The sequence below is a fragment of the Neptunomonas sp. XY-337 genome, assembly GCF_004959845.1.
Taxonomy (GTDB): domain Bacteria; phylum Pseudomonadota; class Gammaproteobacteria; order Pseudomonadales; family Balneatricaceae; genus Neptunomonas; species Neptunomonas marina.
On sequence record NZ_SPLL01000005.1, the window covers coordinates 255,372 to 279,810 of the forward strand.

Below are 24,439 nucleotides of genomic sequence, written 5' to 3' on the forward strand. Positions count from 1 at the left end.
TTCTCTTTTGATTGATTAGCAGGCAACGACATTGACGGCTAATCCGCCTGTTGACGTCTCTTTGTATTTGTCTTGCATGTCCAAACCGGTTTGGTGCATGGTCTCGATCACACTATCGAGCGACACATGGTGCTCTCCGCTACCGCGCAGTGATAGGCGCGCAGCGTTGATCGCTTTCACCGCTCCCATCGTGTTACGTTCGATACACGGCACTTGCACCAAGCCGCCAATGGGGTCACATGTCAGCCCTAAGTTATGCTCCATACCGATCTCGGCGGCGTTCTCGATCTGCAGATTTGAACCGCCCAACACCGCACACAAGGCACCCGCTGCCATCGAACATGCAACGCCAATTTCGCCCTGACAGCCCACTTCTGCTGCCGAGATAGACGCGTTCTTTTTGTACAACATGCCAATAGCCGCCGCCGTCGCTAGGAAGGTCTTGATACCTTGCTCGCTACTGTTTGGAATAAAGCGCACGTAGTAAGCAAGCACGGCAGGGATAACACCAGCGGCACCGTTTGTCGGTGCAGTGACCACGCGGCCACCTGCTGCGTTCTCTTCATTCACCGCCATTGCATATAAGTTGATCCAATCCATCACGGTGAGCTGATCTTTCAGGCCAGCCTCTGGCTTATCCACCAGCTCTTTACGGAGATCATGGGCACGGCGCTTAATCTTCAGCCCGCCCGGCAGTAGACCGGTTTGCTGACAGCCACGCTCGATGCAGCCGTTCATCACATCCCAAATGCGCAGGATGCCATCATGAATCTCCTGTTCGCTGTGCCATGCGCGCTCGTTGCGCATCACCACATCAGCAATCGTGATGCCATCTTGCTCAGCAAATTCGAGCAGCTCTACACCGTTTTCGAACGGGTATTGCAGTTGAACGGTCGGTGCAGCACCGGGTTTGCCTTGGTCATCCGCTTCAGCATCGCTCAACACAAAGCCGCCACCTACTGAGTAGTAGATAGAGTCAAGCAAGATGACGCCGGCCGCATCGTATGCTTGGAAGCGCATACCATTAGGATGCTTTGGCAACAGTGCGCCAAAGTGGAAAGGAAGGTGTTCGTCTTTAATAAAGGGGATACGCTTACGACGGCCAAGCCACAGCTCGCCCGATGTTTCGATCTCTTCTATATAGGAGGCAACTTTATCTGGATCCACCAAATCTGGTTTCTCACCCAACAAGCCAACCATCGTTGCAACATCAGTTGCGTGGCCGTGGCCTGTCATCGCGAGCGAGCCATACAGGCCCACTTTTACAGTCGCTACCTGTTCAAACAGCGCTTTTTGATCGAGCTCTTCTAGGAAACGGTTAGATGCCACCATGGGGCCTACCGTGTGGGAAGATGATGGACCAATGCCTATCTTAAATAGGTCAAAAATACTTAACGCCATAGCGCCATCTCCAATCTTATTATTATGGCTTTTGCCTTCTTACTCGCTAAACAGCAAGACAAAAACGTCTCTCTAGCCGGATTAGGGTCGCGTTACGATTAGCATGTTCGCGGTGAGGGACACCCTCCCCTCCCCGTATGAGCCGGTCTTAACCTCTTAACATTGGAACTTAGACTATCAACAAGGTTTCACAAAATCAAAGAAAATTTCCTATAGGAAACATGGTTATTTTTTAACCAACCCTATCTTCCTGATTATGCAACTGTTTTAGCGATAGCTGCTGCGCCTGCACAATACAGCCTCGGTTCTCTTATCCACCAGAGCACCGCTCTTTTTTCTCAAAAGTGTTGAAACAAGTTAATTGATCATATAATTTGTTTCGCATTGGAAACTTATTCTACTTGATTACAAGCAGAGTAAACATACCAATAGTTAGATCTGCTGATCCATCAGCAAACAATAAAAATAAATACGAGAGGTTCACAATAATGGAAACGCTTTCCGCAATTATCGGCGAGATCAATGGGATCGTATGGGGCCCCATGATGCTCGTCTTAATTCTCGGTGTTGGTCTGTTCTTGATGCTCGGACTACGCCTAATGCCTATCCTCAAGCTTGGTAAAGGCTTTCAACTGCTATTTGAAGGTCGTAAATCTAAGCAAGGTGAGGAGAACGAAGGTGAAATCTCACCTTTCCAAGCCCTGATGACGGCCCTATCAGCAACGGTAGGTACGGGTAACATCGCAGGTGTTGCTACTGCCGTATTCCTAGGTGGCCCTGGTGCCCTTTTCTGGATGTGGTGTACAGCGCTCGTTGGTATGGCGACTAAGTTCTCCGAGGCTGTCCTCGCAGTGAAGTACCGCGAAGTTGATGAGCATGGCAACCACGTCGGTGGTCCTATGTACTACATCAAAAACGGTCTAGGCTCGAAGTGGACGTGGCTGGGTACAGCATTCGCAATCTTTGGTGCTGTTGCGGCATTCGGTATCGGTAACACAGTACAGTCAAACTCTGTCGCTGATGTACTGCAAGCTAACTTCGGTCTAAACGTTTGGGTGACAGGCGGTATTCTGACCGTGCTGGTAGGTGCGGTATTGATCGGTGGTATCAAGCGTATTGGTAACGTAGCCGGTGCTTTAGTACCTTTGATGGCTATCGCATACCTCAGCGCTGGTATTGTGGTACTGGCTATCAATGCTGACGCGATCCCAGCAGCACTGGATCTGGTTTTTACTCACGCATTCACACCTACAGCGGCTGAAGGTGGCTTCGCAGGTGCGGCTGTTTGGGCTGCTATCCGTTTCGGTGTAGCACGTGGTGTTTTCTCAAACGAAGCGGGTCTGGGTTCTGCGCCAATTGCTCACGCAGCGGCACAAACCAAAGATCCTGTTCGTCAGGGCCTTGTAGCGATGCTGGGTACGTTCATCGATACCATCATCATCTGTTCTATTACAGGTCTCGTTATCATCACATCAGGTGAATGGACATCGGGTGTTTCAGGTGCTGCACTGACATCTGCAGCCTTTGCAGAAGCGCTCCCAGGTGTGGGTAACTACCTAGTAGCGATTGCTCTCGCAATCTTTGCTTTCACAACAATTATTGGTTGGTCTTTCTATGGTGAGCGCTGCATCGAGTTCCTATTCGGTGTGAAGGCGATCATCCCTTACCGTATTCTTTGGATCGCTGCCGTACCGGTGGGTGCAGGTGTCAGCCTAGACTTCATCTGGTTGGTTGCGGACACGCTAAACGCGATGATGGCCCTTCCAAACTTGATCGCACTGGCACTTTTGAGCCCAGTTGTTTTCAAACTTACACGTGAGTACTTCAACCGCCAAGAGTCTGCACCTGAGCAGGCAACGCAAGAGAAGTAACTGACATCTATATGATCGGGGCGCTTGCGCCCCACCTTATCAACAAAACGTTGGAGAGAATAAATGGCTGAGAATCAAACAGAAAATTTGTTGAAAACCCCTCTGTTTGACCTGCATGTCGAGCTTGGCGCAAAAATGGTGCCATTCGCTGGCTACGAAATGCCGGTCCAGTACCCACTGGGCGTTAAAAAAGAGCACCTTCAAACACGAGATCAAGCTGGCCTCTTTGACGTTTCCCACATGGGTCAGATCAAGCTAACCGGTGCCAATGCTACCGCTGCGCTTGAGAAACTGGTCCCTGTTGACATCATCGACCTGCCTGCAGGCAAACAGCGTTACGCTCTGTTCACTAACGAACAAGGCGGCATCATGGACGACCTTATGGTCACTAACTACGGCGACTGGATCTATGTTGTCGTGAACGCGGCTTGCAAAGAGCAGGATATCGCTCACATGCGCGCTAACTTAGGTGACGATGTTGCTCTTGAGGTATTGGATGATCGCGCACTGGTTGCCATTCAAGGCCCTACTGCCGCAGCAGCGGTGGCTCGCATTCAACCTGCGGTTAGCGACATGGTGTTCATGGATTCTCGCATTATGGAGATCGATGGCGTTGAGTGCTTCGTATCCCGCTCAGGTTACACCGGCGAAGACGGTTTCGAAATCTCTATCCCAGCGGACCAAGCTGAGCGCCTGTGTCGCTTGTTCTTGGAACAACCAGAAATCGAGGCAATTGGCCTTGGCGCGCGTGACTCTTTACGTTTGGAATCAGGCCTTTGCTTATACGGCCACGACCTTAACCAAACAACGACACCGATCGAAGGTTCACTGATCTGGGCGATCTCAAAAGTACGCCGTGCAGACGGTGAGCGCGCAGGTGGTTTCCCTGGCGCTGAAAAGATTCTTGAGCAGATCGCAGAGAAAAACTGGGAGACCAAGCGTGTTGGCTTAGTGAGCTCTGGTAAAGCACCGGTCCGTGAAGGAACGGAACTAGTAGACGCTGACGGTAACAACATCGGTACCGTTACCAGCGGTACATTGGGCCCAAGCGCAGGCGTGCCTGTAGCCATGGGTTATGTCACTAAAGAGTTTGCTGCGCTAGACAGCGAAGTGTTTGCAGTGGTGCGTGGTAAGCAAGTACCGATGACGGTTTCTCGTATGCCATTCGTTGAGCAGCGCTACTATCGCGGTTAATTAGCGAGGAGAGTGAAGAATGCAAGAGAATGTAACCTCAAATACGGCCGACCCTATCGTCCATCTCGCTATCGGCAGTCGAGTTGATCAAAACAATCGTGTCCAACACATTGCGGTCAACGAGCATCCCTTTATCGGTGATCTACAGCTCGACTCTGAACCTGACAATCATGCTCTCTTGATTGCAGTTGGCGAAATGATGGGAGTCAAACGCCCACTAAGTGCTCGGCGCATTACCTGTTTGGGCAGACTGGCCATTTTATGGCTCGATAACGGCCGTTGGTTGGCGCTTCGTGCGCCTGGGGTGCAAGCTTCACTCTCCGAGCTCTTTTCTGAAATCTTTGGCGATAACATCGAAGTTTCAGAGATAGGCGAGGATATCAGCGTAACACTGAACGGTTTAGCGCAATCGCACCTGCTAGAGGCGGAACATACGATCACCTTTGGTCAGTTCAGCAGCGAGCTATCATTGGATCAGCCGATTCTGGTTCACCCCATCGAGTCAGAGGAGTACAACGTACTCGTGCGCCGCGCCTGCGCAGATTACCTGTCACGCTGGTTAGCACCCGCCTAGCCGCTTTACTGTCACCTAGTGCCTGTGCACTAGGTGAACAGATCCCGCTGTAGCGCTATTAGATCGCTAAACTGCTTACCTTCAAATACTAAGATCGTATCAACCACCGGCGTTAGCTGCTTCTCTAAGTAATGCTCATAATCGATAGCAGACACGCGATTTTCTATCGGCTCTGGGCCATTCACAGTCATCACGTAACTCACATGCGATCCAGTCCGATACGGAGATTCACGGCCTTGCGCCTGCCAATATTGCTGTGCCTTGATAGCCGCTTGTACATGAGGCGGCCTAACTTTGTCATAGTCGGCCACCGGCTGGCGTAACCTGCGTCGGTAGATCAGCAGCTCATCGAGCTTTCCCGCCCGTAACTGCGCAACGGTGTCTTTCAGCCGATCAACATAAGAATCACCACGGAACACGGCTTCGTACAACCAGTTCTGTACATCACGCGCTAGCAAGGTCCAGTCGGAGCGAACATTTTCGAGGCCCTTGAACACCATCACTTGCCGCCCGTCGTCATGCTGTTGTAGCCCCGCATAACGCTTTTTCGTCCCCTTCTCAGAGTGGCGCATTCGCGGCATCAGAAAGCGTACAAAGTGCGTCTCGTACTCTAGCTCTAGATGGCTCTCAACCGCAAAGCGTTGCGCGACCTCTTCACGCCACCAGCGATTAAGGTGCAGTGATAGGTCGCGCCCCTTTTGTGCTGCGCTCTCGCTATCAACATCATCGCCTACATGGACAAAAACAGAGTCGGTATCGCCGTAGATAACGTTATAGCCGAACGTTGCTTCAATCTCAGCCCGCGTTTGCTGCAGCACTTGGTGACCACGCAGGGTAATCGAGCCGGATAAACGTTGATCAAAGAAGCGGCAAACGTTAGAACCTAAAACCCCATAAAAAGAGTTCATGATGATCTTGATTGCCGTGGATAACGACTGGTTCCCTTTGCGTTTGGCCTCATCACGCGCAGCCCATAGCTCGGTAATGATCTGCGGTAAGATCGCACCTTGCTTGCGAAAAATAGCACCATTAAAACCGGGGATAAGCTCATCTTCTGATAGCTCGCCGCTCAGTGCATCGGCCATTCCCGCCGGATCTACGCAGAAAGTTTGGATAATACTCGGGTATAGGCTTTTAAAATCGAGCACCAACACATGACTGTAGAGCCCCGGTTGCGAATCCATCACATATCCACCCGGAGAGTCGAGTCCGTGTGCACCCGATGCATATTGCGGGGCCACATAGCCATAGCGGTGCAGCCGCGGTAGGTATTGGAAATCAAATGCAGCCGCTGATCCGCCGACTTTATCCAGTGCAAGCCCCGTTAAACGAGCACGCTCAATCAGATAATCCATCAGTTTCGTGTGCGCAAAAATATCGCTAACTAAGCGGCAATCTTCAAGGTTATAGCGTGCCAGTGCAGGTTTGTCTTCGCGGAAAAGCCGCTGAATTTCGGCGCCACGATCATTGGGCTGATGAATCAGTTTGCCACGCTGGAACAGCTGCTGGGCAACAAACTCGAGAGCGTAGCTTTCAAAGTGATAGGTTGCGCCTTTGAGAGTATCGATGCCATCGATCACCAAACGCCCATCCAGTCTGACATACCACTTCCCCTGCTCAGACTGGTGCACCTGCAAAGGGTTGTGCTTACGGCCTAGCGTTAAGGGCACCTGTAGCGCCTGCGCGCGTGCAGCTAACACCCGAAAATCAAAACCTATGACATTCCAACCAATAAAGATATCAGGATCCCACGCTTGCACTTCACGCACCAGCGCACGCAACAATGCCCTCTCATCGGCAACGTATTGTACAAGGCCATTTGGCAACACCTCTTCAGCTTGGCGCTGCCCTCGCGGACCTGCGTCACGCATCAGCACCTTCGCTATGCCGTGTTCACCAGCGCTGTGTAAGCCGATGGAGTGGATCACATCGCCACGCATACTGGTTTCTATGTCAATCGATAACACGCGCAGCGCAGGTGTGACCTCTGCGGGGCGCAATAATACTCCCTCCGGCCCTTTCAATACGGCCACCCCACCGAAAATAAAGCGCTCCATCAAGTATCTATCGACAGGGCGAATATCCTCCTCCAACAAAGCAATACCTTGCTGTTTCAGCTGCTGGATGATCTGCCGCTGCAACCGTAGCGAACCACTATAAAGCGCCACGACATCCTGATGATCTAGCGTTTTCAAGGAGAGGGGTTTTAGTTCCCAGCTTGCACTGGGGATATCGGCAAGACTGTGCTGGGCACGCTCAACGTCCTCCCGATGAAGAAAAAAGACAGCACGTTGTTCAGCAATATCGATCTTCTCGACACGCGGCCCAAGTTTTACCCAAAACGAAAACAGGATACCCCGTGGTGTATCCTGTTGTTGTCTTGAGATGATAAAACCGTCATGTGCTTGCATAGCGTCTCGGTGTTTTAAGGCGCTGCACTGAAGGGGTTCACCACCTCGATTTCGCCAAATGCTGTTAGCACATCGGCTTCGTATTCGGCTTCGAAGAGCAGTTTCAGGTTTGGCCCTGCATCCATCGTGAAGTAGATAGGCACCCCCTGCTCACGCAACTGCCACACCTTTTGCATCGCAGCGAGCGAGTCTGGCTGCCAATAGACCAGCGGTGGCCATGAGGCGATCATCGTCGCGTGCATTGACAGCGCGTTGTGCTCAGCGGTTTCACCGAGCAGCTGAAAGTCTTTATCGGAGATAGCGTTATGCAACCTGCTGATATCGCGCGCAGCTTGCGCCGGCCAAGCTTGATAGAGGCTGGCGGTCTCAAGCGTCCGGGTCATACCACTGCGCGAATCGACTTTCTTTTCGCCCGTCGCCACTTTTACCAACCCTATGCGCAATGTATCCCAGCGTGCTGCCAAGGGACGAGCAAAGCTATCCATGCCATCCTCTTGCTGTCCCATCTCCCACTCAACAAACCCCTGAAATAGCGAACGCGATGCACTACCGCTCCCCATGCGCGCAAAAGCGGAGAGCACATCATCCGACAAATCGAGCGCGAAAAACTGATTAATCGCCAAGCTCAGCGCGGCAAATCCTGAAGCAGATGATGCTAAACCGGCGGCCGTAGGGATATTGTTGCGTGTATCAACTTTTAATGGCATCGCTTGATCACGGCGAAACAGATCAATGAACGCTATTACTTTACGTGCAAAGGGCGTGTCATCCGTAAGCCGTTCACCGTTCAGCCAAACTTGATCAACATCGGCAAGGCTGAGGGTCGTTTGTGTCCCCAGATGCCCCAAAGAGATGGATAAACTTGAATTGACCGGCAAGTTAAGCTCTTTTTCGCGCTTACCCCAGTATTTACAGAGTGCGATGTTGCTCGGTGCAAAACAAGTAACCGGCTCCGACGACGCTGTTAGCAGGCTCGGTAGGTATCGTTCAACGACATCAGCTTTAGTTAACACGTACGGTTCCTTTAGCACTAATGTTGACGGGAATAGACTCAAATGGCACATCTAGGTGGCTATCTTGGCCCAGCGCAATAACACAATCACCCAAGCCCGATCCCGAGATCTTCGCGCCATTAATCAAAGGGGACGAGCGCAACTGATAAACAAGCTGCGCGAGGTTTGCATCGGTAACACCCAAGGCATCCATCAAGCCTTGATAGATATTCATCAGCCGCCCTAATGCTGGCCAGTCTTGCTGCTTGATGGCCGCTTCAGCCTCACAGCAGGTCTTATCCATCAACTGATAGATCTGCTCATACAAAGCAGGATGCTGCTCACTACGCTGCGCTACCACAGTTAACACCTCTGGCGTCGTGGTCTTGTAGCCAACATAAAATAGCGAAATCGGCGGTAAGCCCGGTAGCGGACATACCTCACGAGGCTCCACCGTGTAAGCGATCAAACCGCCATAGATACTGGCGGCCAAGTCAGTACCCGAGCCACGCCCCTGCACCTTGTGCACAACGGCTAATGCTGCAGTAAAAATGGCCTCTGGCGTATCAGGCTGACCGGAGTAAATCGCCAGTGCTTTCACAACTGCCGCTGTGACGGCAGCCGAGGATCCAAGACCGACCGTGTGCGAAAACCCGGCTGTAATCTTAAGCGCAAACCCTGATGGTAATGCAGGCTGAAAATGCGCTATCGCAGCCAAAACAAAACGAATACGCTGATCATCATGCAAAGCGTTAAGCGAGCCGAAATATTCAGCTAAAGCGGAGTCAATGATCACCTGATCATCGTCCAGAGGGGTTAAATCGACACGTATATACTTATCGACCGCACATGCGATGGCACGATGGCCAAAAAGCACTGCGTGCTCGCCCATCACCATGATGCTGCCGGGGGCAGACACACTAATCGTTGAGGTATCGAGCACCAAGTCTATCCTCCTCTAAGGGGCCCCATGAATACTGAGGGAACGGCGCCAAAGCCGACGCAATATCACCCTCTGGCATATAAGCAATCACCAAGCCGCCAAAGCTCCCACGGTGAGCACCCGCGCCACTAATCTTAGCTGCACCACCGGCGGCTTCCAGCGCTTCAATAAGGGCAACTGCACTATCAGGGACGACTTGAATGTGTTTCAGGAGCTGGTGATTCTCTTTTACAAGCTCCAGTACGCTGTGGTGATGGCTTATCTCATCAGCCAGCGCAGCAGTAACCCTAGAAAACTGATCCCACAGAGCATGATCGGTCGCGAAGTGCTGCCTAACAAACTGCACACACTCTCCCGTAGACACCGACGGCTGACCGGTAAAGATCCAGTACCAGCCCGGCCCGATATTCGTATCTAGCCGTTTTACACGCTCCTGTTGAACTTGCACCATGCCACCATAAGTGACAGCCGCCGCATCAATTGCACTGCCTTTGCCGTGTTGCAAACGCTCACAAAAACGCACGAGCTCAAAACGCTGCTCCGCACTTAAGGGCTTATCTAGGAGGTTTTCAAAAAGAACGAGAGTGGCAGCAATAGCGGATGCAGATGATCCCATACCCGCACCGAGCGGCAGCTCTGATTCGCTGGATAAGCGGCCCGGCACTGGCAGGTAACTACTACGCGAGTGCCTTCCAGGAACAACCGGTAGATGGTGCACCAGTGCTGATAGCGTATACATCAGCAGGTCATCCGGTTGCGAAAGAATCTTTTGTATCGGTAGATCGCCCTGCACAAAGGCATCAAAGCGGGTGTCTAGCTTGCTCTTCAACGCACTCAGCGCATGTAATGGGTAGTGAAAGCCAGAAGAGATACCCGAGAACAAAGTACTAATTGAATTGCTCTCGGTTATCGGGGAAAAACTTACGTAGGTATGTTTACGTATCGCAATCGCAATCGCCTGTGCACCATAGACAACGGCGTGCTCCCCACTGAGAATCACTTTTCCTGGAGCACAGGCTTTCATTAGGCAACAACGTATTCGCGTTTATGATTGTCGATCTTCGCTAAACGGAATCGACCTGTTGTCGCCTCGGGTATTTCAACGCACTCACCCTCTTGTGGGTCGGGTGCTGCATAAAGCTTGAGATATTGGTCGTAATCGACCTCCTCGCGCGCGTCCAACATCGCGAGGTGGGCATCTTTAAAGAGGTGCTGTTGATATCCAGCTACAACCTGACCGGCAAAGAACTCTGCCACACAGCCGGATCCATAACTAAACAACCCAATTCGCTGATCAGCCATATCTTGCGCGCTATTTTCAAGCAACGAGGCTAGGCCAATGTACATGGATGCGGTATAGCTATTACCTATCGTTTTGTTGTAACGCAGGGTATCAGCAATCTGCGCCTCTAACTGCTCTGCAGATAGCTCACTTTTGTTGACCTTAGCAAGGTGCTGATGCGCTTTCTGCGCCATACGGCTGAAGGGTAAGTGGTAGCAAAAGTGGGAGAAATCGGCGAATGTCAAAGAGCTCACCGACGTATAATTTTCCCACGCTTTTTTGAGGGCACGCAGATATATCTTGGTCGAGTACTTACCATCCACTAACGCAGTCTTGCGGTAGTTAGGGCGCCAGAAATCCATCACATCTTCCGTGTAGTTACCCACCTCAGGATCTATAGAGAGAACGCGTGGATTGGCCGTCACAAGCATTGCCACAGCACCGCAGCCTTGGGTTGCTTCACCCGGCGTATTTAGCTCATAACGTGCAATATCAGAGGCGATCACTAGCACCTTTTTTTCAGGCTGACGTGCAACGAGTGCACACGCCATCTGCAGAGCCGCCGTGGCGCTATAACATGCCTGCTTAAGCTCAACGGCACGGCAGTTATCAGAAAGCCCTAGTAAGCGGTGAACATAGACCGCTGCAGCTTTCGACTGATCAATACCGGTCTCGGTCGCAAACATTAACGTACTGATCTCTTGTGCCACGTCCCCTTGCACCAGCGGGTATGCTGCATTCGCAGCCATCGTTACCACATCCTCATCATGCGCGGCCATACCCATTTTCTCCTGACCGATACCCTGATAATACTTATCCGGATCGGTGTCTTGGACTTGGGCCAACGTTCTTAGATCGAAGAAGAAGTTCGATGTATAAAAGCTAATTTGATCAATACCAACAGATGACATACTTAGATATGTTCCCCAGACGCCTTCAGAATTAACGATTCATTTCCAAAAAGCGTTGCCACATCGGGCATTCCTAACAAAAACATCGCTGTCGTAAACTCTCGACGGAAACGCTCGATAACAGCGACTACAGCGTCCGCGGAATCCATCGCGGGCGCTAAAAATGGTGCTGCAACCCCGCAAAGAGAAGCGCCCATAATAACAGATTTCGCCATATCAATCCCATCTCTTATACCGCCACTTGCAACAAAGCTGGCTTGAGATCGATAGGGCTTTGCTATCTGCAAAGCCAGCGGAGTAGGGATACCCCAGTCTTGGAAAACCAGACCAAGATCTTCACCTTTATCACCTCTACGGTGATGCTCAATCCGGCTCCAAGAGGTACCGCCTGTACCGGCCAGGTCGAAAAAACTCACCCCGGCGCGCAAACCGGCTTCGATATCAGGAGCAGATAAACCCGAACCAACCTCTTTTAGCAGCACAGGCACACTCAAAGAGCCGGCAACCTCTGTGATCAGGGTTTCCAGATTTGAGAAGTCGGTATCACCTTCTGGCTGAACGGCTTCCTGTAACGGATTAAGGTGCAGGTACAACCCATCACCGCCCAAAAGATCAACAGCCGCTTGGCATTGCTCCAATGAGAACCCGTAATTCAATTGCACCGCACCAACGTTTCCGATCAACAGAGCATCCGGTGCATACTCGCGCAGGTCAAAACTATCTCTTGCTGCCTCATCGGTAAACATCACCCGTTGCGAACCAACAGCCATCGCAACACCTGTACGTTGAGCCGCTTTTGCTAAGTTACGGTTGATTGTCCGAATTAGTTCATGATCGCCACCGGTCATGGAAGAGATCAATAACGGAAAGCTCAAACGCTTGCCGAGAAACGTGCAGCCAGTATCAACCTGATCAAACGCTAAGTTAGGTAACGCTCGATGCGTCAAGCGAATACGATCAAAATGGCGTGCGTCACGCTCGATAGCAGGATCAATATCAAATGCTCGGATATGTTCCAGCTTACGATCATTTGTCGTGTCAGAAGACATTAACGCTCCAGCTTAAGATGCGCTTCCATCAGCTCACCCGGATTTGTTTGGGCTGCCATCAATGATAGCTCTCCGCACAAAACGGTTGCCGCACAAATGGCCGCTAAACGACGAGCGTTATCACCCGGCTCGCGGTCTGCTCGGCATCCTAACTTCTCGAGGTTCTCGGTTACGAAATCGATACCTTTGCCATTGCCGACACTGCCGACGATCAAGTTCGGTAAGGTACACGAGAAATAGAGGTCGCCATCACGAACTTCAGCGTGAACAACACCTTGCGAGCCCTCTATGATATTCGCCGCATCCTGACCTGTAGCTAAATAAAATGCGAGCAACATATTAGCGTAGTGCGCGTTTGCACTGCGCAAACCGCCCGCAATCATGGTTCCGATCAGGTTTTTCTTGATATTAAGATCCACGACTTTTTCTGGCGTCGTGTGCAGACGGCGCTCGCATAGCTCACGTGGAATCGTAATTTCAGCCACGACATATTTTCCGCGACCCAGAATACCATTGACGGCCGTGGCTTTTTTGTCAGAGCAGTAGTTACCCGAGATAGAGGAGTAACGCAGTTGTGGATACTCAGATAAGATCCATGGAATCAGCTTATCCGCTGCATTGGTCACCATGTTGTGCCCAGATGCATCACCTGTCGTAAACTCTAAGCGCAGGTAGATCAGGTTAGCCACAACTTGACTGTTAATTTCAATCAAGTTAGCAAACCGGCTAGACGTAGCCACCACATCATTTAGATCTGCCCGACGCGCCTTAATCGACTCAACGGCCAGCATCGCAGCTGTCGCGTCGTCCGCCTCAAGCAGAATCGAGCGCGTCATACGCTCATCCAGTACCGTTGTACGAATACCCGCTTCAGTAAGCGCAGAGATACGAGCGCCGCGCCCCACAGAGGGCCACAAAGGCGTTTCATAAGTGGCGAGGGGAACAGATAGTTTCTCTTCCAAAACCGGACCCGATATCTTAACAGGGCCGACCCAACGCATCGGAATAGGTGCTTCTAAAATTTTATGTGATTTCATATCATCCAAAAATAGAAAGGGCCGCCTAGCAGCAGCCCTTCTTGTGACTATAGGCCCGCGAATTTTATATTGCGCAGCCTTTAAATTGCAAACGAGACCTTTTGGTCACTGCGGCATTTTACATCGCGTCAGCGATCTTCACGCCCATAACATCAAGTATTTCACCCATACCGTTAAGCAGTCGATACTGAGCGATCAGGTAGTCATACTTGCCACTAATAAACGCGTTTTTCGCAGCGAAGACTTCGTTTTCCGTATCCAATAAGTCCAGCAACGAACGCTGACCGATATTGAACTGCTTCTCGTAAGAGGTACGTGTCGCCGCGCTAGACTCAACGTGTTGCTCCAAAAACGGCAACTGCTTACCTAAAATTTCGTATGCGTTCCAAGATAGCTCGACAGCTTCAACCGTCTGACGATGAGCATTGCTCTGGATCTCAACGGCTTGATCGATCTCCTGCAACGTCTGCTGGATACGTGCTTTATCACTACCACCATTGAACAGGTTATAGCGCATCCGCACCATCGCTGTTAGATCTTCGTTATGACCGTCTACACCATCAATATCATGGTTCCAAGTGCGATCAACCTCAAAGGTTACCGTTGGGAACATTGCACTCTTGGCCGCACGATACTGCGCTTGCGCTTCTTCGATATCACGCTGCGCGACACGCAGCGTCGGATGATTGTCTAAGGCAACCTTTACCGCCTCTTCTGAAGAGCCAGGCAGCCCCGAAATATTTTCTGGCGCTTCTGGCGATGCCGGCGGCATCGAACCCGCAACTTTCAGATAAGTCGCTTTTGCATCCTGAAGATTGTTTTCAGCAGCCAGCAAATTCACCTCAGATAGCGCTAAACGGCCTTGCGCCTGATCAACTGCAGATCTAGCTCCTAAGCCTGATTCAGAGCGACGACGTATCTGATCAAACACTTTGACATGGCTGTAGTAAGATTCATTCGCTTGTTTGTAAAGCTCTTCGCGCTTCAGCACTTCTAGGTAGGCTCGCGCAATCTCGAGCGCTTTCTCTTCAGCGACTTCCTTGACGCGGTAATTCAAGGCGTTTGTCTTTGCCGTAAAACGCGCTACTTCGCTTTTTGTGCGGGAGCCATCAAACAACATTTGACGAATGCTCAACGCCGCTTCACGACGCGTTGTATCAGCGTCACCATCTCCACGGCTATCGGTCGTTGGGTTACGAGTCCACTCGTAACCGATACCCGCCGCGATATCAACGGAAGGTAAATAACCGCCTTTAGCTTGTGCAATCTCTTGCTCAGCAGCTTGCTTTGCATAAAGCGCCGCCTTAACTTCTGGGTGAGCAATAACGGCCTCAGCGACAACTTCAGCCAGAGAACCGGCGCTCACCTGTTGCGCTGCAGCTACCGTAATAGCGAGTGCTAACAATTTGCGTTTCAACATCACTGACATCCCCTTCAGTGCAGACAGGCCGACTTAAACTGCCTGCTTATTAAGCTTCAAGATAAGAGTTAAACGATCTTTCGTTTCTGTTTTTTTTAAGATCGAAGTGACATGTGACTTCACTGTCCGTTCTGTTATGTTCAGCTCTCTCGCAATTTCCTTATTGGAGCATCCAACCAGCAGCAAGTCTAATACACCAGACTCACGCTCAGTTAGCTGATAGTTTTCTTGCGGTGGCTCCACTTCATCAATACCACCACCTTGTTGCTGCAGAAACTGCTTGAGCAGCTTTTGCGTTAGCGCGGGGCCAGCCCAAATATCATTTCGTGCAACGACCGCCAAAACTTCTGCAAAAACGGAAGCGGTCGGATATGCATTCAAGTAGCCACGAAAGCCCTGCCCCAACAAGGATAACCCTTCGCGGTCATTAGGTACATCAGATAACGCTATCCACTTCAAAGCCGGTAAGCGCTGACACAATCCATCAATTTCCGCAGGGGCTACCGAAGAGATGTGAACCAAGCCAATCGCTTCGGTCAGTTCAGCAAGCTCAAGTTTTTTTGAAACCTCAGCTCCCACACTCTCGGCAAAACGGCACCAACGGGCCTCTACTTCATTGTTGTGCACAAGAAAAAATAACTTCATCGCTTACCTTATGCGCCGGGTTAACTTGCTCGTCCCTGTTCTCGCTTGCCCAGCTCAAGCCGACAGACGCTATACAACTGTTGATTAACGTTCCGTTAATGCTGCACTTCTGGCCTTCAATATAGGCTTCAGTAGATAGTCTAGTACGGTTTTTTCACCGGTAAGAATATCAACACTCACGGTCATCCCCGTCATTAGCGGTAACTGCTTCGACTTGCCATCAACGTAAGGTTTTTCAGCCTCTAATCTAACAATATAGTGCGGCTCACCCTCCTCGTCTAACACGGTACTTGGCGAGACAAACACCACGCGCGCGTCGACGCCGCCATAGATGCTAAAGTCATAGGCAGACACTTTAACAACCGCTGGCAACCCGACGGTGACGTTCGCTATGTCTGACGGTTTAAGCTCAGCTTCAATGAGTAAGCGATCTTCCCAAGGAACGATATTCAAGAGCTCATCCCCAGGCTGTACCACGCCCTCTATTGTATTAACCAACAGCTGCTTTACCGTACCTTTGACCGGCGCTTTCACTTCCGTACGGGTGATCCTATCTTGCATACCACCCAGCGCCTCCTGAAGGCGCGCTATCTCGGATGTGGTTTCATTTAGCTCTTGGCGAGCCAAACTCTCGAAACGGAAGGTCGCCTCATCCAGCTTCTTTTGCGTCTCTGCAATCGTTGACTCGATACGCGGCATACTGAGACGAATGTCGCGCAACTCACCCGACAAGTCATTGACCTGACGGCGCAACCGCAGATATTCAACCTCCGATATCACCCCCTCTTTGAACAGCGGTTCGGTGATCTTTAACTCTTTACGCAGCAAACTGTAGCTACCCGATAGCTGCGAACGCTTTGACTTAGCTTGGCGCAGCTCCTGCTTCTTTTGCTCGACTTGTTGATCTAATACGTCAAGATTGGCACGCAGCTCGCTTTTTCTAGCTCTGTATAGTGTTTTCTCCTGATCGAGAATCGAACGATACTCTGCAGGAAAATCATCAGGCGCCGCAAACTCATTGCCCTCTGCTTCAGCTGTTAAACGCGCAGCTTTTGCTACCAGCTCAAACTCTCGCACCTTGTTCTCATTAAACGAGCTGGCAAACCGGGTAGCATCGATCCGTAGCAAGACCTGCCCTTTTTCCACTAAGTCGCCCTCCGCGACCAAGATGTCGGAGATGATCCCGCCTTCTAGATTCTGCACCACTTGCAATTGGCGCGAAGGGACCACTTCACCCGGCCCGCGACTGATCTCATCCAACGGTGCGTTCGCAGCCCATGCTATCGCGATTGCGACAAATAGCACCATCACCCAAAGAAGTAATCGCGCCGCGGCGGGAGTTTGTTCCAGCATCGCCTCGCTCACGCTCGACATATACTTTAAATCCGCTTTATCCACCTGCTTATCCATACCGCTCTCACTTCTTAATATGTAAGCGCCCTTGCTTCAGTGCGTCTAGCACCGCAGCCTTTGGACCATCTGCAACAACATTGCCTGCATCTATAACGATAATGCGATCCACCAGCGAAAGTAGTGACATTTTATGCGTCACCAGAACTAGCGTTTTATCTTTCGCATAATTCGCAAACTGAGCGCGTAAAAACTCTTCAGATGAGTTATCCATTGAGTTAGTTGGCTCATCTAAGATGAGGATATTCGGTGAATGGATCAGCGCCCGAGCGATCGCAATCGCCTGTTTTTGTCCGCCAGAAAGTGCACTTCCGCGCTCGCCAACCGGCATATCAAAACCGCGCGGGTGGCGATTTACAAAATGATCAACACCTGCCAACTCGGCGGCACGCAGCAATACATCATCACTAACCTCCGCAGCCCCCATAACGATATTTTCACGCACAGAGCCATCAAACAGCATAATATCTTGCGGTACATAACCGATGCTGCGCCGCAGATCCACAGGATCGATCTGGTTAATATCGATACCGTCTAAGCGAATACTTCCCTCTGTCGGCCGATAAAGCCCCAGCATCAGCTTCTCGATGGTCGTTTTACCCGACCCGATGCGGCCTATCAGTGCCACTTTCTCACCGGCATTAATGTTGAAGCTCACTTTCTCTAGCGAAACATTATCAGCACCGGGGTAAGCAAACTGAACATTACGAAAAGCGATATTGCCATCCAGTGTGAGGCGGTGAACATACTGCTGGTCGCTTTCACGCTCACTCGGCAGCTGCATGATTTGATCAAGCGCCTCAAGCGCCGTGCGAGATTGATGATAGCTAGCAATCAAGCTTGCTACTTGGGCCATCGGCTGCAGAACTCGCCCAGATAGAATGACACATGCTATCAATGCGCCCATCGATAGCTCCCGCTCTGCGATCAAGTAGACGCCCGTAATCACCAGCGCCACTGAAGATACTTGAGTCACCCAACCGGCAAACGAGGTCACCGATGTTGAGATCATCTTCGCCTGCATACTCCACTTTGCGATGTAGCCAACCGCCTGCTCCCACTGGAGCTGTAAAGTTGACGACGCGCGCTGCGTCTTGACGGTCTCCATCGCGGTTAAAGCTTCAACCAAAATCGCATTCTTTTTCGCTGAAGAGGTGAAAGTACGCTCAATAGCCGCGCGCAAGCGCCCCTTAACCACAAGAGAATAGATAATGATCAACGGCACCCCGACAAGCGGCACAAACACAAGCGGCCCTCCGATCATCCAGATCACCAAGAGGAACAGCACGGCGAAGGGAATATCAATCAGAACGCTATTCGTCGAGGAACTCAGGAATGTCTTGATCGCATCAAATTCTCGCAAGTTATTCGCAAATGCGCCAACAGAGCGCGGCATCGCGCCATACTGCAGCGACATGACCTTCTCAAACAGTAATGATGAGAGCAAGATATCCGTTTTCTTACCGGCGAGTTCAATAAAGTGAGCTCGCAGCATTTTCAGGCCAAAATCAAAAAGAAACACAATGAACACCCCAATGGCGAGTACCCAGAGCGTCTCGATTGCGGCGTTTGGCACCACTCGGTCGTAGACGTTCATCACGAAGAGTGGGTTAGCAAGAACAAAAAGGTTAATTAAAAACGAGGCGATCAAAACATCACGATAGATTCCCGCCGAACGCCGTATTGTGCCCCAGAACCAGTGTCCCTCCTGCTGATCTAGCACTTTGGAAACACGCTCAGTGAAACGATACTCCAGACGAACAAAAATAGCGAAGCCTGTGTAAGCCCGCTCTAGCTCTTCAATCGCCAGTCGATGAGCACCACCACTCTCGGGTTGATAGACCGTCGCTTCACCGCTTGTTAGGTCGAGTTCTTGCAGTACACAAGCGTTGTCACCTTCGAGTAGCAGCACAGCAGGCAAGGTCAATGGCGAGACCTTTTGTAGAGGACGTTGGGTAATACGTGAAGAAAACCCCGCGCGCTTGGCGGCACGAATGAATAGTTTTGGAGTGAGTGCACCGTTTTCAAGCGGCAAACCATCGCGTAAAACATCACCCGTCATTGGGCGGTGGTTCTGATGGGTTAAGTGCACAAGGCACCCTAATAGCGGATCTTGTACTTCTTCCATTTTCTTGACCAAATCCTAATAGAGCCTAACATACTAGCATCCGTTGTTACCGAGGAGAGCGCTTCAGATGCTTTACGCTATACGCAATGACGAGGGCCGCATTACAGGCCTTACAGAAACAGCCCAAGATGGCGCCGAACCTATTGCACTAAAAAGTCCCGAGGTGCTGGACTTCCTCTCTGGCGGTAATGATGATTTCCAACCGGATGACTACTTAAATAAGTCAGATAATTCCGTTTCGCGTATTTTAGAAGATCTTATCGACCTACTTATCACCAAAGACGTGATTATGTTCACTGAGTTACCTGATGTAGCTCAGCAAAAACTACTCAATCGTAAATTGGCACGCCGTATTCTTAATGATGATGACGCCCCCGAGATTGAGCCAACGTCAATACTCTCAGACGACTCACCTGTGATCTAATTATTCAGTATTATCGGCAGCGTGGCGCACACCTGAATAGGCTTGATAAAGCTTTTGATACCGCTCGCGCTGTTTATCCGAGCATAGGGCAAAGCTCGTTTTAGCCATTTGATGTAAACACTCAACCGAATCCGGTTCGGAGAAGATCGCGCTATCGTGCTTACCACGGTCAATTAGCAACTGAACGGCATCTAGCCGGGCACGCACACTTGCTTCAGGTTGCTTGGCCGCTGAGACCATATTATTAAGCGCCACTTCGTACTTACCCTCTGAATAGGCGGCGCGTCCCTCGTTATGGTATTTCGCCCAGCTCACCTCTTGGGCTTTGCGGGCTAGAAACTTGCGATAGTTCAGCATTTTCGGCTCATGCTCAGTGCCGGACACGCGATCTAATAGTGGTTCGATCCAGAACCACTGTGCCTCAATGGTCATCCGTTCAAACGCATCCACCGCCAGCTGTAACTCTGATGCAACCAGCGCACTATTCCCGGCCTGCTCACGAAAATCAGCCAACACCAGGTGAGAGCGAAATTGCACCTCAACTGCCTCATCAAAGTCACGGACAGTGGCCTCCATGGTACGAATCACTTCAAGCTCTAACACATCTGAGAGCGGCTTACCTTCGTTCGCTGCCAACGTCGACACAACAAACGCACACGAATCATCTGGGTTTTGATAGATCGAGTGGCGGCCATACTCCATTGCCTTACGAAACGCCTCCACAGAGATCACCCACTCACTATTCCATGCAGCGAGATTGCCTAATTCAGAGTGCAATTGAGGCACGGTAGGCTGGAGCATAACGGCCTTACGCATCAGACTTACCGCTTGACCCGCATCACCGCCCATCCACAAACTACGTGCCAACCAAGAGAATGCTTCAACTGAAATATGCTGCTGATCAATGACACCTTGCAACACCTCTGTCGCCGCTGCATGATCACCGAGCCGATAGAGCGCGATACCAAAACCCACCTGCGCCCAGACCACTTTTCTCACCGCAGACAGCGCTGCAAATAGATCACATGCTTCACGGTACTGGCCGGACTCAAGTAAACAAACACCCAGTAAACGCTCTAGATACACTTTGAGCGCAGGATAGGTCTCAATCAGATTGTGACAATGGCTAACCGCCTCTTCCCAACGCCCTTCATCCATCGCCTGATCGAGCCTTGCTGTGGCTTTCTTAACCCGTAACAACTTATCAAGTGTCGCGGCAATTTTTGAACGGCTAAACGGCTTTGAGATATAAGCATTGGGTGCAGTTTCAAGTGATCCCACCAAGATATCCGCCTCGCGGGCATCAACAACGAGCACGAACAACGTACCGAACAAGCGCAAACGTTCAGCATGAGACTCTTGCAACACCTGAAGACCGTTTTTCTCGTCTTTGCCCAGGTCATAGCAAGCTAGAACAACATCGAAAGACTGCTCCCGAAGCGCCGACATGGCCATGTTAACCGACGAGGCAACCTCTACTGTTTGAAAACCCAGCTGCAACAGGATCTCCCGCAGCGCGGCTAGCTCCTCCAGCCGGTAGTCAACGATCAGCGCACTCTTTCTGGCAGATTGATTCGACATATGCTTTTTCTTAGTTACAGCAGTCTCTTACAAATCAGACTATTAGATATTTGGAGTTTATACAAAAAAACCCGCACTAGGCGGGTTTTTCTTTACTTAGATCAAGACTTAATCTTCTAGCAAGTCGCGGCCTTTACTAGCAGCGATACGCATACGCAAGGCATTCAGTTTAATGAAGCCTGCTGCATCTTTCTGATCATAAGAACCCGCATCATCTTCAAATGTTGCGATGCTCTCATCAAACAAGCTATCCGCAGAACGGCGTCCCACTACATCAACAGAACCTTTGTACAGCTTAACGCGCACCTCACCATTCACATTGCGCTGCGAGTAATCGATCAGTTGTTGCATCATTTTACGCTCTTCTGACCACCAGAAGCCGTTATAAATGACTTTGGCATAACGCGGCATCAGCTCATCTTTCAAGTGGGCAGCTTCGCGATCCAGCGTGATCGACTCGATAGCACGATGCGCTTTCAACATGATCGTACCACCCGGTGTTTCGTAGCAGCCACGAGACTTCATACCAACAAAGCGGTTTTCAACAATATCAAGACGGCCAACACCGTTTGCACCGCCCACTTTATTCAGGTACTCAAGAACCGTTGCAGGGCTCATCGCTTCGCCGTTAATAGCAACGATGTCACCCTTCTCGTAAGTTAGCTCAAGGTAAGTCGCTTCATCTGGTGCTTGCTCAGGAGAAACTGACCAACGCCACATATCCTCTTCAGCTTCTGCCCATGGATCTTCCAAAATGCCACCCTCGTAAGAGATGTGCAGCAAGTTCGCATCCATAGAGTAAGGCGACTTCTTCTTGTTCTTCGCGAAGTCCACTTCGATATTGTGGTCTTCACAGTATTGCATCAGTTTTTCACGGGAGTTGAGGTCCCATTCACGCCATGGCGCAATCACGTGAACACCCGGCATCAAAGCGTAAGCGCCAAGTTCGAAACGTACTTGGTCGTTACCTTTACCTGTTGCACCGTGAGAAATAGCATCAGCGCCTGTCTCTTGAGCAATCTCAACTAAACGCTTAGCGATCAGTGGACGCGCAATCGAGGTACCCAGCAGGTATTCACCTTCGTAGATTGTGTTAGCGCGGAACATTGGGAAAACGAAATCACGCACAAACTCTTCGCGCAGATCTTCGATGTAGATCTCTTTAACACCTAGTGCTTCGGCTTTTGCACGCGCCGGCTCAACCTCTTCACCCTGACCCAAGTCAGCAGTAAAGGTTACAACTTCAGCGTTGTATTCATCTTGTAACCAACGAACGATTACCGATGTGTCCAAGCCGCCGGAATAGGCCAATACGACCTTCTTGATTTCGGACATTCTCAAGCTCCAACTTGCGATAACAGCGCGGCTGCACAATCAGTGCAACCAACAGTTTAAAAAATAAGCGCGAAATTATAACAGAATCGACGTAAAAAACAGAGACTCTGTTATAGGTTTAGATTATGCATAGTCAAACAATAGTGGCAGGGCCGCCAAGCTAATCACGCTCCAGACGCACAGTTACACGGCGATTACGTGCTCGATTAGCTTTTGAATTGTTCGCCACAACCGGATAGCGCTCGCCATGGTAACGCGTGGTGAGCATATCTTCGTCAATACCTTGCGTCACGAGGTAACGCGTTACCTCTTCGGCCCGCTGTTTAGACAGATCACGGTTCAACAAACGGCGCCCTGCATTATCTGAATGGCCATCAACATAGATACTGGTCACTTGCTTGTCTGTCTTCACATACTGCGCAATGGTATCAAGACGCTCCTTCGTAGCATCAGACAAGCGCCATTGCGCTGGCGGGAATAGCACTGCAGTACGGGCTACCTGCCGGTAGTTAACCGGTAGTAGGTTATCAACACATGTGATGTAGTCTTTATATGTTCGCTGGAAATTTGCAGACGAGAGCGCAACACGCACATCTTGACCCGTACCGAGCCAGTTCAACATCGTAAAGGTTGGCGACATCCCCTTATACAGAGACGCTAGCATCTGGCTCGCGTAATCAGGTTTGGCTAGAATTTTTCCCGACTGAGCATCCACATCAACTTGGCCAATGACAGCAGGTGCTGTACCCGGCTGCCATGGCGATGCCTCTGCAACCAGTTTTACCCGCCCCTTGTACGCTCCTTTGTGGGTTGGTGAAAGTTCAAAATAAGCACGCTCTCCAGCCTCATGAACAAAAGAGGCTAAGCCAAAGGAGGGCACCACTTGGCGCAACCGACAAAAAAACGGCGACGATTCAAGATCCCATTGAGACTGCTCAATGCTGGCACGAAACGTCACCGCATTCGTATATTGTGCAGCGAGACTCAGAACCAGCACATGGCATACCATTAAAACCCTTATACCCATTCAGATTTAGCCTTCATTCCCTATCTAATGCTTAACCAAGACATTCGGCAGCGAGATGTTTGTTTATACTGGAAGATGACTGTTAGAATGTCGCTTATAAGCACTTATTTCAAGCGGTCATTACTAAGGATTCCCTTTGAGCAATCATCAAATTTCTCAGCTCATGGCTGAGCGCTTCCGCGGTTACTTACCAGTCGTTATTGACGTCGAAACAGCGGGTTTTAATGCACGCACCGATGCCCTTCTCGAAATTGCTGCCGTCACATTGACGATGGATGAAGAGGGATACTTGATGATCGACGAAAGCTTTGAAGCCGAGGTAATGCCTTTTGAAGGCGCTAACTTGGAAGCATCTGCACTCGACTTTACGGGCATTGATCCCTACTCCCCCGACCGCAATGCAATGATCGAAAAAGAGGCGCTTGAGCTGATATTCAAGCCCATTCGCCGCGCGGTAAAGTCCCATGGTTGTAAGCGCGCTATTTTAGTAGGTCACAACGCATCCTTCGATCAGGGTTTTGTTAACGCTGCGGTTGAACGCTGCGACATCAAACGCAATCCGTTCCACCCTTTTTCAAGCTTCGACACCGCTACTTTAGCAGGGCTTGCTTACGGCCAAACGGTCTTAGCGAAAGCGTGCGAAGTGGCAGGCATTCCATTTGACGGCAAAAAAGCGCACTCAGCGCTATATGACACAGAGAAAACCGCCGAATTGTTCTGTGGAATTGTGAATCGCTGGAAAGATCTAGGCGGCTGGGACATGGTACTCGCTCTGCACGACCAAGAGGGTTAACAGCCTTGTTT

The 24,439-nt window shown here is 50.6% G+C and carries 20 protein-coding genes; 5 read left to right on the forward strand and 15 right to left on the reverse strand.

The features are described 5' to 3' along the window. Positions 1 to 15: 15 nt before the first annotated feature. Positions 16 to 1,401: an L-serine ammonia-lyase gene (locus E4L36_RS12990; protein ID WP_136680956.1), complete on the reverse strand. Its 1,386-nt coding sequence runs from the start codon at positions 1,399 to 1,401 to the stop codon at positions 16 to 18. A gap of 488 nt (positions 1,402 to 1,889) precedes the next feature. On the opposite strand from E4L36_RS12990, the gene E4L36_RS12995 reads away from it, so the two are divergent. The 3 genes from E4L36_RS12995 to E4L36_RS13005 all read left to right on the forward strand — a co-directional run bounded on the left by E4L36_RS12995 (position 1,890) and on the right by E4L36_RS13005 (position 5,040). Continuing rightward, complete coding sequence (locus E4L36_RS12995; RefSeq protein ID WP_136680957.1) at positions 1,890 to 3,272, forward strand: sodium:alanine symporter family protein; 1,383 nt, start codon at positions 1,890 to 1,892, stop codon at positions 3,270 to 3,272. A gap of 63 nt (positions 3,273 to 3,335) precedes the next feature. Next, positions 3,336 to 4,466, forward strand: a complete 1,131-nt coding sequence (gcvT, locus tag E4L36_RS13000) for a glycine cleavage system aminomethyltransferase GcvT (RefSeq protein ID WP_136680958.1) — start codon at positions 3,336 to 3,338, stop codon at positions 4,464 to 4,466. Positions 4,467 to 4,485: 19 nt separating this feature from the next. Then, a complete protein-coding gene (locus E4L36_RS13005; protein WP_136680959.1) occupies positions 4,486 to 5,040 on the forward strand; it encodes a hypothetical protein in 555 nt (184 codons plus the stop codon). A 29-nt stretch (positions 5,041 to 5,069) separates the two neighbouring features. Here E4L36_RS13005 and E4L36_RS13010 read toward each other — a convergent pair whose 3' ends face one another. From E4L36_RS13010 to E4L36_RS13060, 11 genes are all read right to left on the reverse strand, one after another. Continuing rightward, positions 5,070 to 7,451, reverse strand: a complete 2,382-nt coding sequence (locus tag E4L36_RS13010; RefSeq protein WP_136680960.1) for a DNA polymerase II — start codon at positions 7,449 to 7,451, stop codon at positions 5,070 to 5,072. Between the two features lie 14 nt (positions 7,452 to 7,465). Then, complete coding sequence (gene mvaD / locus E4L36_RS13015) at positions 7,466 to 8,464, reverse strand: diphosphomevalonate decarboxylase (protein WP_346763629.1); 999 nt, start codon at positions 8,462 to 8,464, stop codon at positions 7,466 to 7,468. Next, a complete protein-coding gene (mvk, locus tag E4L36_RS13020; protein ID WP_240770724.1) occupies positions 8,454 to 9,386 on the reverse strand; it encodes a mevalonate kinase in 933 nt (310 codons plus the stop codon). Before mvk ends, mvaD begins: the two co-directional genes overlap by 11 nt. Beyond that, positions 9,364 to 10,410, reverse strand: coding sequence for a GHMP kinase (locus E4L36_RS13025; RefSeq protein WP_136680962.1), 1,047 nt, complete (start codon positions 10,408 to 10,410; stop codon positions 9,364 to 9,366). Before E4L36_RS13025 ends, mvk begins: the two co-directional genes overlap by 23 nt. Next, complete coding sequence (locus E4L36_RS13030) at positions 10,410 to 11,579, reverse strand: hydroxymethylglutaryl-CoA synthase (RefSeq protein ID WP_136680963.1); 1,170 nt, start codon at positions 11,577 to 11,579, stop codon at positions 10,410 to 10,412. The genes E4L36_RS13025 and E4L36_RS13030 overlap by 1 nt, the downstream gene beginning before the upstream one ends. A 2-nt stretch (positions 11,580 to 11,581) precedes the next feature. Beyond that, complete coding sequence (fni, locus tag E4L36_RS13035; RefSeq protein WP_136680964.1) at positions 11,582 to 12,628, reverse strand: type 2 isopentenyl-diphosphate Delta-isomerase; 1,047 nt, start codon at positions 12,626 to 12,628, stop codon at positions 11,582 to 11,584. Continuing rightward, complete coding sequence (locus E4L36_RS13040; RefSeq protein WP_127692361.1) at positions 12,628 to 13,665, reverse strand: hydroxymethylglutaryl-CoA reductase; 1,038 nt, start codon at positions 13,663 to 13,665, stop codon at positions 12,628 to 12,630. Before E4L36_RS13040 ends, fni begins: the two co-directional genes overlap by 1 nt. 118 nt (positions 13,666 to 13,783) lie before the next feature. Further along, a complete protein-coding gene (locus E4L36_RS13045) occupies positions 13,784 to 15,085 on the reverse strand; it encodes a TolC family outer membrane protein (protein ID WP_240770725.1) in 1,302 nt (433 codons plus the stop codon). Between the two features lie 33 nt (positions 15,086 to 15,118). Then, entirely contained in the window at positions 15,119 to 15,730 is a 612-nt protein-coding gene (locus tag E4L36_RS13050) for a response regulator transcription factor (RefSeq protein WP_136680966.1), read from the reverse strand. Between the two features lie 84 nt (positions 15,731 to 15,814). Beyond that, entirely contained in the window at positions 15,815 to 17,140 is a 1,326-nt protein-coding gene (locus E4L36_RS13055; protein ID WP_136680967.1) for an HlyD family type I secretion periplasmic adaptor subunit, read from the reverse strand. A gap of 7 nt (positions 17,141 to 17,147) precedes the next feature. After that, on the reverse strand, positions 17,148 to 19,268 hold the full coding sequence (locus E4L36_RS13060) for a type I secretion system permease/ATPase (RefSeq protein WP_206064551.1): 2,121 nt from the start codon (positions 19,266 to 19,268) through the stop codon (positions 17,148 to 17,150). A gap of 67 nt (positions 19,269 to 19,335) precedes the next feature. Between E4L36_RS13060 and E4L36_RS13065 the strand changes: the two genes are divergently transcribed. Next, on the forward strand, positions 19,336 to 19,692 hold the full coding sequence (locus E4L36_RS13065) for a hypothetical protein (RefSeq protein ID WP_136680969.1): 357 nt from the start codon (positions 19,336 to 19,338) through the stop codon (positions 19,690 to 19,692). Here E4L36_RS13065 and E4L36_RS13070 read toward each other — a convergent pair whose 3' ends face one another. The 3 genes from E4L36_RS13070 to E4L36_RS13080 form a co-directional block, all read right to left on the reverse strand. Continuing rightward, positions 19,693 to 21,273 (reverse strand): tetratricopeptide repeat protein, encoded by a 1,581-nt coding sequence (locus tag E4L36_RS13070; protein ID WP_136680970.1) that lies wholly within the window; start codon positions 21,271 to 21,273, stop codon positions 19,693 to 19,695. Positions 21,274 to 21,381: 108 nt separating this feature from the next. Beyond that, positions 21,382 to 22,608, reverse strand: coding sequence for an argininosuccinate synthase (locus E4L36_RS13075; RefSeq protein WP_127692355.1), 1,227 nt, complete (start codon positions 22,606 to 22,608; stop codon positions 21,382 to 21,384). A gap of 160 nt (positions 22,609 to 22,768) precedes the next feature. After that, positions 22,769 to 23,635, reverse strand: coding sequence for an OmpA family protein (locus tag E4L36_RS13080; RefSeq protein WP_136680971.1), 867 nt, complete (start codon positions 23,633 to 23,635; stop codon positions 22,769 to 22,771). Between the two features lie 163 nt (positions 23,636 to 23,798). On the opposite strand from E4L36_RS13080, the gene rnt reads away from it, so the two are divergent. Beyond that, entirely contained in the window at positions 23,799 to 24,428 is a 630-nt protein-coding gene (gene rnt / locus E4L36_RS13085; RefSeq protein WP_127693121.1) for a ribonuclease T, read from the forward strand. Positions 24,429 to 24,439: the final 11 nt, after the last annotated feature.